This window comes from Winslowiella toletana (assembly GCF_032164335.1).
Lineage (GTDB): Bacteria > Pseudomonadota > Gammaproteobacteria > Enterobacterales > Enterobacteriaceae > Erwinia > Erwinia toletana_A.
The window spans coordinates 1,893,731-1,907,995 of record NZ_CP134152.1 but is presented as its reverse complement, the minus strand read 5'-3'; the positions used below and the strand labels follow the sequence as shown (position 1 = coordinate 1,907,995).

Below are 14,265 nucleotides of genomic sequence, written 5' to 3'. Positions count from 1 at the left end.
GAGAGGCTTTTTGTGATCCTGCGCAGCAATATAGCGGATATCGCGAATGAGATGAACGTGCGCGGGGGCGATCTCAGAGAATTCTGTTGCCCACCTGCCGTTGATTGCACAACAGGTGAGCCGCGCCACTAAATATCAGAGGATTTACGTAAACCTGCCCGATGCAGCGTGGCGACAATGGCTGATACCGCCACCAGCATCAGCACCACGCCGAGAGCAATCATCGCCACAAAACCAAACCATCTGAACAGCAAAAATCCGGCAATACAGCCAGAGAGAAAAGAGAAAATTGTCGTCAGATGCGTATAAAGCTGTTTCTGATGCAATCGTCGCTCGGCATAAGCTGCATGGGTGACCAGTGACGAGATAAACGATCCTAAGGCAATACCCGCATCGGTCAGCGTACCGGTAACGTGTGTTGACCTCACCCGGCCGTTTGAAAGCTGGGTCGAGGTGGAGTTATGCACGCCCATCAGAAAACCGAGCAGCATCAAAATTTCATTGTTGTTTTTTCGCGCGTAGAAAGCGGTCTCAAAAATTGACGTCAGGGTTAATGCCACCCCTTCAACCAACAGAATAAGACAATAAATCGTCCGCAAATTTTTCTTCAGGCCGGCAACTACACTCAATCGGGCAGTGGTTGAGCCGACGATAAATGCGCCGATCAGCAGCGCAAGAAACAGCAGATCATCAAGATCGGAACCCGAAACTTCCGTGGAGATTTGAGAGGCATTACCGGTCATATGGGAAGGGAAAAAGCCAAATGCACCAAAGGCCATCGCATTAAGCACACCTGCTGTTGTCGCCAGCACTAATGCCAGCGAGCGGTCTTCAGTATGAGACCTTGCTTTCTTCTTTTTAATCAGCAAATTATTCACCATTATGGTTATGGGAAAAAGCCTGTACTCCAGTCATAACTTATTCAGCTTAGCCTCAGATAACAGAAGCGGAAGCAGAATAAACTGAAACGATGCTGACAGCGTGTTGATATAAATTATATTTATTAACTTTCTCATCTACTTTTAAAATAGCCAGCCAGCAAAGTAACGATGAAAAACGCCTGCCTGATATCTGCTTTATTTTTATCGGAATAGCAGAAATAAAACGGCTTCAGGCCTCGTTGCTTAACAGCCCACTATTGTCCTTCAGAGAATAAGCCGTGAAAGAATTTGACTATCAGCAGGATTTCAAAACGATTAATTTTCGTCAGCAGCCTGAACGCTATCAGGTCGGTCGCGGCGAGCAAGGCGTACTGATGGTGGAACCGTATAAAAGTGAAATCTTGCCGCACTGGCGGTTCAAAACTCCGGCGATTGCTGAGGTATCAGCCAAAAAAATCTTTCAATTATACGAAGAATATCGCGCGGCTGAGGAGTTTGTCGGTATGGATATGGCGCGCAAGTTTATCCAGATGGGCTATACCCGCGCCCGGCGTTACGCCAATCATCAGGGCGGACGCAAATATGATGCTGACGGTAAGGTTTTGCCTTATCAACTGAATGAGGAAAAAGCCGAAGCCGCCGCCATCTTTAAGGCTTACTGGGATAAAATTCGTCAGGATAACGATTACCTGGCGCGTAAAAAAAATCATCAGGCTAAGTATGGTTGAAGACGCCGCCCCGTAGAACAGCAGCAGCTGCGCAATAAAAATTTTTTATCGCCAATGCTTCAGCTAAGCGAAAAATGCGACATAGATCACATTTAGGTTGAAATTTGTTAAGGCGGGCCTAAAATCTCCCGCTTTCTTTTTCACCACCTGAGCTGATTGCCTATGTCTGATATCAACGCCGTTTCACGTAAAACCGCCTGGACACGCGTACTGACTCTCGCTGTGGCCGCCTTTATTTTCAATACCACCGAATATATCCCGGTAGGGCTGCTCTCGGACATTGGCAGTAGCTTTGGTATGGCATCAGCACAAACAGGAATTATGCTCACCGTCTATGCGTGGATTGTGGCGCTGATGTCTTTGCCGTTGATGCTGATGACCAGCCATATCAATCGCCGCACGCTGCTGATTACGGTATTCAGCTTGTTTATCGGCAGCCATCTGCTGTCATTTTGGTCCAGCAGTTTTAATATTTTGCTGGTCAGTCGCGCCGGTGTCGCTCTGGCTCACGCATTATTCTGGTCGATTACCGCCTCGCTGGCAGTACGGCTGGCACCAGCCGGTAAGCGGGCGCAGGCGCTCGGACTGATTGCCACCGCTACAGCACTGGCGTCGGTACTCGGCTTACCGCTCGGCAGAATGATTGGCCAGGGTTTCGGCTGGCGCGTCACGTTTCTGGCGATCGCCGCCGTGGCGTTTCTGCTGTTATGGCTGATAGTAAAAGTGATGCCGAACTTGTCTTCCGAACATGCAGGCTCCATCAGAAGCCTGAACGCGCTGTTTCGCCGTCCGGCGCTGCTGGGGCTTTATCTGCTTGCCGTCAGCATCGTCACCGCGCATTTCACCGCGTTTACCTATATTGAGCCTTTTGTCGCGAAGGTCGCGGGGTTCAGTGAGAATTTTGCCACCCTGCTGTTATTAGTGCTGGGCGCAGCGGGCATCGCTGGTAGCTATATTTTCAGTAAATATGGCGAAGCTAATCTGAACCGGATTCTCACCGGATCGATCGCGCTGTTATTGCTCTGTCTGATGTTGTTATCTGGCGCGGCGGTCAGTGAAACAGGCATGGTGATCCTCTGCTTATTATGGGGAGTGGCGTTTATGATCATCGGCATGAGTATGCAGATGAAAGTGCTGACGCTGGCACCTGATGCCACTGATGTGGCGATGGCGATGTTTTCAGGCATCTTCAATATCGGCATTGGCGCAGGCGCACTGCTGGGTAATAAAGTCAGCACTGAGATCTCAATGGCTTCAGTGGGCTATATCGGGGCGGTACCTGCATTGCTGGCGCTGGTAGTGGCTTTCCTGATGTTTCGAAAATCGACCAGCCAGACTCGCCACGATGAACAATCACTGGTAAGCGAAGTTAAATAGCGAGTATCGCGTACAATCGCCTAAAATACGGGTGTTGTGCCTGCCTCAACACCCGTATCACTGGTTAACGGCTTTGCCTGTAATCCCGTAAGCAATCAATGACGACTGGCACAGCCACATTTTGACATTTCGCCCTGCACGGTTTTACCCAGATGCGAATGACGAATTTGCAACTCCCCTTGCTGCCATGCGCCGCTGCGATCGGCACGATTATCTAACAAGCGGTTTAACGCCTCGGTAATCTGTAAATCTTGTCGCTGCGCCCAGCTGGTCAGATGCCAGGTTGATGAACGCGCTTCATCTACATCATCAAAACCCACAACCGCAATATGCGCACCCTGGCCAAAATCGCGAACGGCCTGCATCGCACCAAACGCCAGCAGATCATTTTCACAAAATAGCGCGTTGATACGCTCGGATGCCCGCGCCTGTTTCAGGTAACGCATCATCGCCTGATAAGCCAGCTCCCGGTCATTGCTGCCCGCCACCAGAAGCTGATCAACGATGATGTTGGCCGACGCCAGACTGGCGGCATAGCCCTCCATCCGCCGTTGATGGCTGGAATCATCCCGCCCTTTCATATAGCCAAAGCGCTGAAACCCCTGCCCAACCAGCAAACGGCCTATTTCCGCGCCAGCATAGTAATCATCTGCGCTGACGACCTGCGCATCGGCGTTTTCACTGCGACAAAGATAAACAGCCGGAACAGAGGGTAACTGAGCGGCAGCGAGATTCAGTTCTTCACTGCAAACGGTGGCGAGGAAAACCAGCCCATCAATCTGTAGCCTTCCCGCGTTCACCAGTAGCGATGAATAGTTCTCTGGCGAGTCGACGTTCAGCAACAGGGTGATAAAGCCACGCTTATCAAGTTGCCGGGTCAACTCATTCAGCAGCTTTAGGCTGGCAGGATGCGTGAATTGATCGCTGACGACTCCGATGATATGGCTGCTACTCTGCTTTGGCGGCATCTGTTGTAGGGTGTGATTCATCATTCGTTATCCGATTTCTTCGCAGAATTGACTGATAAAAACACAATAGCAAATTTATCGGATTGGCGGATAGAGGGATTACTCTGTCGACTCTCTGTTATCAGTCAGACACAAGTAACCCTCAGAAATGGAGCATACTACAGTGACAAGTCACAAATTTTTTTCTCTGACCGCATTAAGTCACCGCATAATCAGCAAGCAGAGTTACAGCCCTGCTCTGGTCAGAACAACCGTTTACAATGTATAGCGACCAACAATTTTTAACGCATGAAAGTAAAAACCAGCCTCATCTGACACGCCAAGTTTACGCATTGCCGAGCGTTTATAATGACTGACGGTTTTAAAATTTAAATATAATTTTTTGGCTATTGAATTGGTATTCAGTCCCTGACCAAAATACTTAATAACGCTTATCTCTCGTTGGTTTAAGGCAGAATAGTCGGCTATGATTCCTTTATCCGGAATGCAGAACTCTGCGGCGGAAACTTCATGAAATAAGGAGATGGCCCGGGATATCTTGGCTCTGGCTCTGGCGAGATCATCGTCACGCCAGATAATCAAATTGCAGGCATGGTTACAAGTATCGGCGCAATAATCCCTATCACTCTCCTTTGCAAGCAGAACAAAAACCTGAGTTTTAACTTCACAAATCCTGATCCCAGGAAAATTTAAGCTCTGTTCAGACTCACTGAGCACAATATCAGATTCAAAACGCCCCTGTTCTCCAAAAATTATCAGCGGACTTTCACAGACAGTGTCATGATAAACGTCTTTGATCAGTTCGAGTAACGCATTAGCATAAAAATTATTTTTAGTATTTATTGAAATATTCATATTAAAACTCATTTAAAAAAGATACATAAGGAATTCAATACAATATTCATCTCAACCACAATAAGTTTGATTGGTAATAAAAATATATTTACCTAAGCGCTTATAATGCCTGCCTGCCTTGCCAGCGAGTTCCCAGATCATTTAAAGCCTCATACGCAACGCTATCAGAGAGCGTGACTCCCGCCGCTATCGGCAATGCAACCTTTGAATAAGGCTCAACCATCAGCGGCGAAAACTCTGCCTTACCCAGTTTTAATCCAGCCAGCGAAATATGCCAGGGGGTCGGATTATTAATAATGAGCTTTTTTTCTGCTCCGATGCCGACCACTTCAAACTTCATTTTATTAACATCGGCCTCTTTTAATTCACCAATGCTTTCAGGCCTGACAAATACCTTCATCCTGATTTTCAGCGGTAGCACCAACCGCCTCGCTCCGGCTTGTTGGCTGGCGGTATTAGGGGGAATCTGGAAAATATTAAGCCAAAATACGCTTTCCCGATCCTGCGGCAAGTTACCCGACGACAGTAATATCAGTCTCAAGTTACGTATCTCTCCCGGCTTCATTTTAAAAACCGGAGGATCAATCACAATCGGCGTCTGCACTTTATCCGGTGTGACCGTTGGGTCACCTTTATCAGTCCAGACCTGGACCACCACTGGCTGTTTCTCTGAGTTCACTAATGAAAGTGATTCAGACTGGCTACCCGAGTTAAACACCACCCGAGTTTTTTCCGCATTCACCACTGCATTGGCGTTAAACGCCGTGCTGCAAAGCATAAAACCCATTATAAAAAGGGTTTTATTGAAAACTGACCACCACCTGAAGCTGTGCATTGACGGTACCTGCTGTAGCTGTTTGACCACTGATGGCCTCAAGAGAGGCAGTGAAATTTCCGGTATACGTTGTGACACCGTCGGTAGAATCACCCTGACTGGTAGTTAGATCTTTATAAGCGTACCAACCGCCGGCATTGCCGGTATTGGTTGTCCTGCTGGGCAATAAATTCAGTGCTGTACCACTTTCATTGAAAATTCTGATACCCACTCCAGAGGCCACGCCGGAAGCACCATAATTGTTATCCAACAAATAGGTTATACCCCCGCCAGTTTGTACCAGGCCTAAATTAGTGGCCGCCGCAACTGAACCAGGCTGGTTAACCATAAACCCCATCGCCACATTGGCGCTTGAAGCAGTTGATTTGCTGACGCTGGATATGGCATTGTCCTCACAACTTAAATTTACCGAGAAGTTTTGTTGACTTGTACTTCCGGAATTAAGTTCAGACTCGGTAATAGTCGGCATGAGTACAACTGATGGAAAATCCTTAATCAAACACATTGCGCCCCGCACAAAAGTTAAATCATTAGTCATGCCGAATTTTCCCGGCCAACTAGCAGGCCATCCGCCATAGGTATTTCCTTCCCATGCACCGTCAACTAAGGTGGCATTTATACCTGGACCTCTGAGGGTACTGAATCCGTTTCCGAGATTATTGGTGAATACATAATAGTTTGAAGAGTTACCACCCGTATAAACGGTTGATGCTGTTTTAAAAAGCTCAACAAAAACATCACTGAAAGCACTGGCAGGAATATATATATAGGTTTCATCCTGGATGTATTCATCAGCAGTCATTTTTCTTGATTGCCAGTAACCGGTAAAGTAGTTACCTGATTTCATATTGGTTAATCTTATAGCCACGCCTCTAACATAAGTATGATATGCTCCCGGGATATCACTCGTTTCATTAGCCCCCGCATGAGCAGAATAAGATTGTGTGGCATAGACCTCATACAGAGAATCAGCATCAGCCAGTGCACAACGAAACAGAATTTGATTTGCACTGAAGCCATTCGTTGTCGCAGCTGTAGTAAAATTAGCGACTGAACTCGCCAGTAATGTGCCACCAGGCATAAAACTATCACTGGAACTCACCGATATCACTGGCGGTAAGCCAAGTGGACCATTACAACTTCTGCATGCACCGGCCCAGCTTGCGGCAGTATAGCCCGCCGCAATCATGTCAGCCGATAGTGATGTGGTGCTCGTCACTTTACTACATGCCGCTTGAGCAGTTAGAGGTAAAAGTAGTATCGAAGTTAATATAAAATTTAATATTTTATTCACTATATATCCTCTACAATTCAAACTTACAAGGTAACGTCAACTGAATTAGCTCACCGTCAGATTTTGTAGGTAATTGATAATTTATTTTGCACTGCTCTGATTGAGTCGCACCCCATGAGATGAATAAAACCCCAGAGTGTTCACTGATGCGCGCATATATTTGCCCTGCCTGTCCAACCATGCCTAAATTATTGCCATCTTTATCCATAACATCGGCCCCCATTGGTATTACCTGGCCCTGATCAAGTAAGGTATTAATTAATACCTGCTGGCCGGATAACGTTTCAAAGTTGACCTGGACAAAGGCACCGGCATACGGCACCACCTGCTGACTTCCTCCCTGAATCTCAATCTGAGAATCAAGCCCTTTGGGATCCAGACTGACGGTGTTGTATTGGTAAGGCGAAAGTGAAGGCAAAATCGCGTAACCAAAACTGTCTATTTTTGCACCCTGGCCATTTTTAATTTCAGCTCCTTTAGCCCCTTTCGCTTTTACCAACGCAAAAGTATCGCTGACGTATGGACCATAGGTGACACCACCAGGATGTATCAACAAGGTTCCAGAGGTTCCCAGCCCTAATTGCTTATAATCGCTGCCCTGAGAGTATGAGCCACGGAATGTCCCCTTCGCAGTATTCTGCTGCAACGATCCGCCCCACGTCATAGTATTACTACTCTGTTGATAATTCTCTACGCCACTGTAAAGCGAATATGACAAATTCCTGTTTTCGGTCAATGTTCCTGACATCGAAGTGGTTAGCGACTCTGAAGACTTATTTTTGTTCATATTGACTGAAATATTCGGTCGGCTATCACCCCATTCCAGCGGCATCGAAAACCCTACTGATATTGTATTTTCCGTATATTTCTGTCGGCTTTGATCGTCTTCATAATTACTGACATAATTATTTCTGCTGCTGTAACTGGTTCTCTGTCGTCCAACATTGATGCTGTAACTGATTTTTTTATAGCTGTTACTGTAACCCAGCTGAAACTGGGTAATCCGTGAATTATTGCTGTAATAGTCCGACGTACTGGCATTTAATGACAGCGATCCCAAACTATCAAAATTTTGTACTACTGTAGCGCTAAAGCGGTTCTTTTGATTCAGTGAATCGGAATAATATTGTGTATCCCCGTTCTGGTAACGTCTGACCCCAAGCACATCCTGTAAATCCCTGAAGCCACTGGTCGAATAGCGATAAGCCGCCAGCGTCAGGTTGGTTCCACTGTCAAATGTACGGCTGTAACTGGTTTCGGCACGCCAGCCGGACTGCGTCTGGTCATCCTCCGCTTTAGCGTGCGAGTAAGTGGCGTTAATCCCGACAGCACCGAACTGTGTGGCCATCACACCGCCAATCAGATACGCCTGATAATCTTTTGCCAGTCGTAAGCCAGCATTACCGGTAAAGCGATTACTTAACCCGTGTTGTAAAACACTTTCAAAGAACTCGTTATCAACTTCGTAATGCTGCCGGACCCGACCCAAAGCCAGTTGATAGTTCCAGATCCCCGGGCGCACAGAATCCGGCACCGCGGAGTAAGGCACAGTAAAGCTTGAGGTCTTGCCGTTAGCTTCAAATACGGTTACCTGAAGATCACCCTGACCGCTGGTGTTATATAAATCATCAATAACAAACGGGCCGGGTGAAACCACGGTTTCATAAATGGTATTACCAAACTGTTTCACGACCACCCGCGCAGTTGTATCCGCACTGCCGCGTACTTCCGGCGCATAACCACGTTTACTTTGTGGATACATGCGCAAATCATTTTCCAGTTTAACGCCATTAAACGCCAGACTGCCGAAAAGGCTACTCTTAGTATAACTGTCGCCCAAAGTGACCAACGAACTGATTGAGGGCAGCGGTCGCTGTGCAAAAGTACGCACGCTATCCCAGCTATGGCTCCTGACGCTGTTATTTTCGCTGTAACGTAGGTTAGACAGATTCCTCAGTTGCCACAGACCGATATTGGTACCGCTATTAATACTGCTCCACAGGGTCTTGGTCTTATAGCCGCCGCTACTGTGGGTTTCATAATAGTTAGTGTTATGTTTACTGAACAAACCTAATGCGCCACTGTCCCACTGCGAAACAGGAATAAACCCGCGCGGCTGCCGATACAGCGAGCTTTGCGGAATCAGTAACTTTAATTTCAGTGTAGACTGCTCAAGCTCCCATGAAGAACCTGCTGATAAATCTGAAAACCATGCACATTGTCCATCTACAGGATTAGCCGCCACTGAGTCTGGCTTAAGCTGAATCAGTTTAATATCCTCTGCGCTAAAACAGGGCTGTGTTACGGCCGCAGAGTCACCGGGCTTAGAACCAAAAGCGATCTCCAGATTCTCCTTAATTAACTTGTTATTAACAAAGAGATCAATCCGATAGCGCCCGGCTTCAGTTTCTATCACCTTTTCATTTAATTTCGCCAGATTAATCGATAACCCGGTCCCCTGCAGCAGCCCTGGATCAAAATAAAAGTCCTCAGCCAACGCCACAGGCTGGTAACAAGCCAGGATTGAAAGCGTTATCAAGGAATAAGGTTTTGCCAATAAGCTATCAGCCAGTGATTTCATATACATGATTCACATATGCACCCTGATCGTTAATAGAGGTTAGCTCCACGCTGAAATTCTTCATTGATGGCAACTTTTCGAATTTAATTTCAGTCTGGGAAAAAGGTGCTAACATATCGGCACTGCGGTTATATTTTTTATTTCCTGATTTGATATTAACATTCACCAGCGAAACAAAAAAAGGTGATGTATTATTGATTTTCACTATCGTTTTATCACCAGCCTGACGGGTAGCAATCTGAATATCGTCTTTATTATTTCTGATTTTTTTAGCGATTGACTGAGGACGATAGAAAATCTTTACGCGATTTTTTAACATCACCAGCACTGAGTTACGTTTTTGCTCGCTGTCTTTATCCAGGTTAGCGGGTGGAATCTGTAAAAAGTTAAAGTAAAAAACCGATTCTCGATCCTGAGGTAAGTTTTTTCCACCGCTGTACGCCAGACGCAAAACCTGACCACTGCCTGGCATAATGCGGAACAACGCAGGAGCCGCAACAAAAGGAGCTTTCGCCGTTGCTGGCGTCGATTCTTCATCGCCACTGTCAATCCACACCTGCACCGCATAAGGAATAATATCCTTATTAGCGAACTCAACATTCACTGATGCGCTTTCAGCAGGATAAATTATACGTGTACCGATCATGGTGACGCTGGCATTGGTCAGTGTGGAAAAAATCATCAACGCGACCAACAGTACAATGCCCTTAATTCTGTTTATCGCAGTAGTATCAGCAATCATTTTTACAACCTAATTTATTCTTCACCACGTCGACTCTGAATAAAAAATCTCAGACTGGATAAAATATGATGGCAGGATAACCGCCATCATATTCTGGTTCAGACCGGCTTATTGATAATTCAGTGCATATTGTACAGAGGCTTTAACCGTACCTGCAGCAGCGGCACCCGTTGCAAAATAGCGGGCATAATAGGTTTGCGTTGCGACCGCAGAGTCAGCTGGCAGCGCAATATCTCCTTTGCCTGTCCAGGTAGAATTGAGATCAATTGGTGCACTTGCACTGTCCAATAGCTGAATATTGACATTGGTTGCTGTACCCGTATTACCGAGTGTTCCCGCTCCTGCGGTAGAAGTATCAACTGCATTACCGGTGAATTTCGCACCGATAGTGGAAGCCTCGTCAGAGGTTGTGCAACCACTAACATTAAATTCAAAACTGGTGGTGCCAGCAGTACTGCCTGCCGCGGTCAAATCAGTAGTCGATACGGTTGGTAATAAAACAACCGGGCTCGCCTGACCATTTACCAGTACGGTGCACGTTTGCGCCGTCACCTCACCTTCAAAACTGATGGTGTTGTCCGAAACTGCTGCAGCACTCACTGAGTAAACTGATAGCAGCACACTGCTTAAACACATCACTTTTTGACTAACTTTCATTGCTTACGCCTCAATTTGATCCAGCACTTATTAATAAAAAAATGTCACATTTACTTAGTTTGACCTGACCGCATAATGTTAATCTTTGCCAAAAAAGCTTGGAACTATGTATTGCCAATTAAGAAAAACACAACAGATTTAACTGCATTTAAGGTTAATACATGTTTTAAATGACCAAAAAAAGTATTTAAGCAGTATTTTACACTAAGAATATTAAGGAATTAATTAAGAGGATTCTTGTCTTTTCGACGGATCATGCTGATAAATAGCGTTTTTTATCAGCTCAGAGGAGGGAGTACTGGAAATAAACAGGTGCAGACCAGCCAGGCGGGTTGGGTAGCATTACAAGATGAAGGGGTGTTCAGAGTGTAGGCTGTGAAGGGTTTAACGGTAAGCAGTGACACCCCCGCATCATTCAGAAGCAGGGGGTATCGACTATTTATTACATGTCATAACATAAATCGGTTCGTTGTAGCGAGTAACTACCACTTGCGAAGAGCTTATTATCCGCGTGCTGAATATCATGCTGCCTTTATCCACAGACAAATATTCGGGTAAAGTTGCCCCCAGCAATGAAGACATGTCCCGGTCACTGAGCGTTCTGTGTATGCCGGTTATTTCCATAATATTCTTATTATACTGATAGTTAAAATCTATCCTTCCGCGCGTTAAATATTCCTGTTGCTCATTAAAAATTTTACCTGAGAACTCCATATTTCCCGATTGATTGCTGTTGAAGAGAAAAAAAATCCTGATATTAGCAGTTTTTATATTATCACTTGTGAGATCAATTAATTTTAACTCCGCCTTACAAATCCTGTATGGGAAAACGCCAGGTGCACTCCCTTTTCTATTTTCACTGAAAGTCAATAAAAAAGCAAAAAAGATAAAAAGTAAAATATAAACTACAATTTTAAGTTTTCTGCTAAAAAATGTCATAATGAAACCTCATCATCGACAATGATATTAAAGCAGTCTTGCGGATTGGGGATGGTGCCAGACAGAAGTGTACAGTAGTATATTAACTTATATCCTCTCTCATTAGAAAAATATACATTGGCATCTCTGTTGCAATCCAATTTATATTTTTCCAGTTTAGATTTCACCTCATTGACAGTCAGATTATCCTGGCCCGGTGAAGCTTTCTTTAAGGGATAAATGTTGCAATTATTTATTTTATCAATTGGAGGATAATTAAAATAAACCTGATTACTTTTGTAGTAACTTAGAAAAATCACTAAAATGATTACTAACAATATACAAAATCCTGCAGCAATAGCTATATTCCTCTTATAGTTTACAAAATTAAATGGCTTTTTTTTGATATGCGTATTGTTTTCTGTTAACTTAATCTTGTGAAGGTCCTGCTTATCAAGAACCTCTTCCACATAAGGCAATACGTTTTTTTTCTCTTCACTTTCGGTCACTATTGATAAAGCCTTCATAGAAAATCCGACTTTTGGCAGTGTAACGATAATATTGTCTTCTCCGAGGCTTGCCAGGGATTTCCTGATAACCGAGATGTAGTGATACAGATTATTACTCGACGCCACCAGTCCATGATTTTCCCAAACCTCTGTCAGTATCTCATCACGGGTGAGGACTTTATTGTTGTTCTTAATCAACAGGGTCAATAACCTTGATGCTGGCGCAGCAAGGATAGTTGGGTCTTCACGCCCTTCTGTAAGGCTTAAAGAACCCATTTGATCGTTAAAAATAACACGAGAGTTGATGGTATAAATAGCCACAAGCTACCTGCTAAAATTAATTAATAACTTAATATTTACTATTTATTAATAAATATTTCACTTGTTAACTGCACTTAATGATTTTAAATTTTCTTCGATAGCGAAGATCCACAACCACAATCCCGTCACATTAACTAAACATATAGACTACATAACATGAATGTGCCAGAATCGTTGCAAACTTATGCAAAAGGTTAATCAATATTTAAGAATTGGTGAATTTAAGTTAAGTACAACTGTTAGTCAGGTCATGGCCAGTATAATAGGAATTTTCCCAATTTTAAACTATACAGCAAATGCTATTTTGTTTGGCATTAGGCGATAAAGCTAACATTTTTTACCATACGTAAAATGACGACCAGTTGATTACCTTAATATACCACCACTCTACGGGATAATCTGCTAAAGTAAATTAGTTAAATGCTGACAACTCTTCAGCCCTCTTAACCCGGAGCAGGTTTGCTGACCTCTTTCAACGCGGAAGTCGAGTCTCTGTTTATTTTACCGCCACTCGCACAAAACGTGCATTCCTGCTCAGGAATTATTCTTAATCCCCTAAGAGATAATCCTGGTCAGTAAATTATCTTCTTACTGCAATCGGCTTAGTTATACATAAATCGGATCTTATTAGTCGCGAGATATTAAGAATATTGCTAATTGATAAATATATCGTGAATCTGCTTGATAGCTTGCCAATTACAGTTTCACTTCGTACTATATCAACCTAAAATCAAATGGATATTATGATTGAACCTATTCACGCTCAAATTTTACCATCTCTTAACTGGATGGATACCCTGAGCGCCAGCGGTGAGATCAAGGTCACTGCCAGCTGGATGGGTGTTGACCTGTAATGGAGAAGAAAAACATGAAACTCTGCCGGCCTTGCTTACTGGTGTGCCTTAACAGCTTTATATTTCCTGCCGGTGCGGCATACTTTAATTCTCTGGTTTTCGATATGCAGCCGGACGAAAAATTTATCTCTCGCCCGATGGTCAATGACACATCACGTACCAATCTGTACACCGTATCGGCGTATAAAATCGATAAGCCCGGTAAACACGGGGAAAACCGTATCGACGGCGGAGAGATGGAAGTGGTGTACTCACCGCTGAAATTTACCGTTCAGCCTGATGGCAAAGAGTATTTCAAGTTGTACTATCGCGGCCCGCAGGATGATATTGAGCGTTACTACCGGGTAGTATTCAAAGAGTCACCCATTCAGATTTTCCCGTTCAGGAATCAAAACCAGAATACCGATATTATTCCGGTGGTATCCATGAGTACCTTCCTCGTGGTCAGACCGCGTAAGGCGAAACTGGAATTCAAGATTGATGAAGCCAACGGCACGATTCGTAACACCGGCAACACCTTTTTTCGGGTGATTATTCAAAAAGGCTGTAATGGCGATGATGAAAGCTCTACTCAATTTTATATGCTGCCCGGTGAGGAGTACCGCTCCCCCATTGCCAAAGCCAATAATAAGAAGTTTATTGTCGCCATGGGACGTTATCAAAATCTGGGTGAAGGTTGTTTTAAATCAGCAAGCTAACTTTTGGCTTGTTTAGCCTTGTTGCAGGATAGAATGCTGAAAAAAAC

General features: G+C 44.6%; 13 protein-coding genes. 3 read left to right on the top strand and 10 right to left on the bottom strand.

What is annotated here, in order from left to right; genetic code table 11:
- Positions 1-128 precede the first annotated feature (128 nt).
- Complete coding sequence (locus RIN69_RS08970) at positions 129-869, bottom strand: YoaK family protein (protein WP_313856917.1); 741 nt, start codon at positions 867-869, stop codon at positions 129-131.
- 290 nt (positions 870-1,159) lie between these two features.
- Here RIN69_RS08970 and RIN69_RS08965 point away from each other — a divergent pair, with 290 nt between their 5' ends.
- Positions 1,160-1,609, top strand: a complete 450-nt coding sequence (locus RIN69_RS08965; protein ID WP_313856916.1) for a DUF4385 domain-containing protein — start codon at positions 1,160-1,162, stop codon at positions 1,607-1,609.
- A gap of 162 nt (positions 1,610-1,771) precedes the next feature.
- Positions 1,772-2,986 carry a sugar transporter gene (locus RIN69_RS08960; RefSeq protein ID WP_313856914.1) on the top strand — a complete coding sequence of 405 codons (1,215 nt, stop codon included), beginning with the start codon at positions 1,772-1,774 and terminating at the stop codon, positions 2,984-2,986.
- 95 nt (positions 2,987-3,081) lie between these two features.
- On the opposite strand, the gene RIN69_RS08955 is transcribed toward RIN69_RS08960, so the two are convergent.
- The 9 genes from RIN69_RS08955 to RIN69_RS08915 all read right to left on the bottom strand — a co-directional run bounded on the left by RIN69_RS08955 (position 3,082) and on the right by RIN69_RS08915 (position 12,666).
- Positions 3,082-3,978, bottom strand: a complete 897-nt coding sequence (locus RIN69_RS08955) for a substrate-binding domain-containing protein (protein ID WP_313856913.1) — start codon at positions 3,976-3,978, stop codon at positions 3,082-3,084.
- A 231-nt stretch (positions 3,979-4,209) separates the two neighbouring features.
- On the bottom strand, positions 4,210-4,809 hold the full coding sequence (locus tag RIN69_RS08950; RefSeq protein ID WP_313856912.1) for a helix-turn-helix transcriptional regulator: 600 nt from the start codon (positions 4,807-4,809) through the stop codon (positions 4,210-4,212).
- A gap of 100 nt (positions 4,810-4,909) precedes the next feature.
- Positions 4,910-5,587 carry a fimbria/pilus periplasmic chaperone gene (locus RIN69_RS08945; protein ID WP_313856909.1) on the bottom strand — a complete coding sequence of 226 codons (678 nt, stop codon included), beginning with the start codon at positions 5,585-5,587 and terminating at the stop codon, positions 4,910-4,912.
- 22 nt (positions 5,588-5,609) lie between these two features.
- On the bottom strand, positions 5,610-6,938 hold the full coding sequence (stbD, locus tag RIN69_RS08940; RefSeq protein ID WP_313856907.1) for a fimbrial usher protein StbD: 1,329 nt from the start codon (positions 6,936-6,938) through the stop codon (positions 5,610-5,612).
- Between the two features lie 10 nt (positions 6,939-6,948).
- Positions 6,949-9,519 (bottom strand): fimbrial outer membrane usher protein, encoded by a 2,571-nt coding sequence (locus RIN69_RS08935; RefSeq protein WP_313856906.1) that lies wholly within the window; start codon positions 9,517-9,519, stop codon positions 6,949-6,951.
- A complete protein-coding gene (locus RIN69_RS08930) occupies positions 9,503-10,165 on the bottom strand; it encodes a fimbria/pilus periplasmic chaperone (RefSeq protein WP_313857668.1) in 663 nt (220 codons plus the stop codon). The genes RIN69_RS08935 and RIN69_RS08930 overlap by 17 nt, the downstream gene beginning before the upstream one ends.
- A gap of 204 nt (positions 10,166-10,369) precedes the next feature.
- Entirely contained in the window at positions 10,370-10,918 is a 549-nt protein-coding gene (locus RIN69_RS08925) for a fimbrial protein (protein WP_313856905.1), read from the bottom strand.
- Between the two features lie 435 nt (positions 10,919-11,353).
- Positions 11,354-11,857 (bottom strand): hypothetical protein, encoded by a 504-nt coding sequence (locus RIN69_RS08920; RefSeq protein WP_313856904.1) that lies wholly within the window; start codon positions 11,855-11,857, stop codon positions 11,354-11,356.
- A complete protein-coding gene (locus RIN69_RS08915) occupies positions 11,854-12,666 on the bottom strand; it encodes a winged helix-turn-helix domain-containing protein (protein ID WP_313856902.1) in 813 nt (270 codons plus the stop codon). The genes RIN69_RS08920 and RIN69_RS08915 overlap by 4 nt, the downstream gene beginning before the upstream one ends.
- An 868-nt stretch (positions 12,667-13,534) precedes the next feature.
- On the opposite strand from RIN69_RS08915, the gene RIN69_RS08910 reads away from it, so the two are divergent.
- A complete protein-coding gene (locus tag RIN69_RS08910; RefSeq protein WP_313856901.1) occupies positions 13,535-14,218 on the top strand; it encodes a fimbrial biogenesis chaperone in 684 nt (227 codons plus the stop codon).
- Positions 14,219-14,265 lie beyond the last annotated feature (47 nt).

Excerpts from the sequence above, each read along its gene's own strand:
- RIN69_RS08945 (WP_313856909.1), bottom strand. The coding sequence starts at position 5,587 with ATGCTTTGCAGCACGGCGTTTAACGCCAATGCAGTGGTGAATGCGGAA.
- RIN69_RS08925 (WP_313856905.1), bottom strand. The coding sequence starts at position 10,918 with ATGAAAGTTAGTCAAAAAGTGATGTGTTTAAGCAGTGTGCTGCTATCA.
- RIN69_RS08955 (WP_313856913.1), bottom strand. The coding sequence starts at position 3,978 with ATGATGAATCACACCCTACAACAGATGCCGCCAAAGCAGAGTAGCAGC.
- RIN69_RS08960 (WP_313856914.1), top strand. The coding sequence starts at position 1,772 with ATGTCTGATATCAACGCCGTTTCACGTAAAACCGCCTGGACACGCGTA.
- RIN69_RS08930 (WP_313857668.1), bottom strand. The coding sequence starts at position 10,165 with ATGATCGGTACACGTATAATTTATCCTGCTGAAAGCGCATCAGTGAAT.
- RIN69_RS08920 (WP_313856904.1), bottom strand. The coding sequence starts at position 11,857 with ATGACATTTTTTAGCAGAAAACTTAAAATTGTAGTTTATATTTTACTT.
- RIN69_RS08910 (WP_313856901.1), top strand. The coding sequence starts at position 13,535 with ATGAAACTCTGCCGGCCTTGCTTACTGGTGTGCCTTAACAGCTTTATA.
- RIN69_RS08950 (WP_313856912.1), bottom strand. The coding sequence starts at position 4,809 with ATGAATATTTCAATAAATACTAAAAATAATTTTTATGCTAATGCGTTA.
- RIN69_RS08935 (WP_313856906.1), bottom strand. The coding sequence starts at position 9,519 with ATGAAATCACTGGCTGATAGCTTATTGGCAAAACCTTATTCCTTGATA.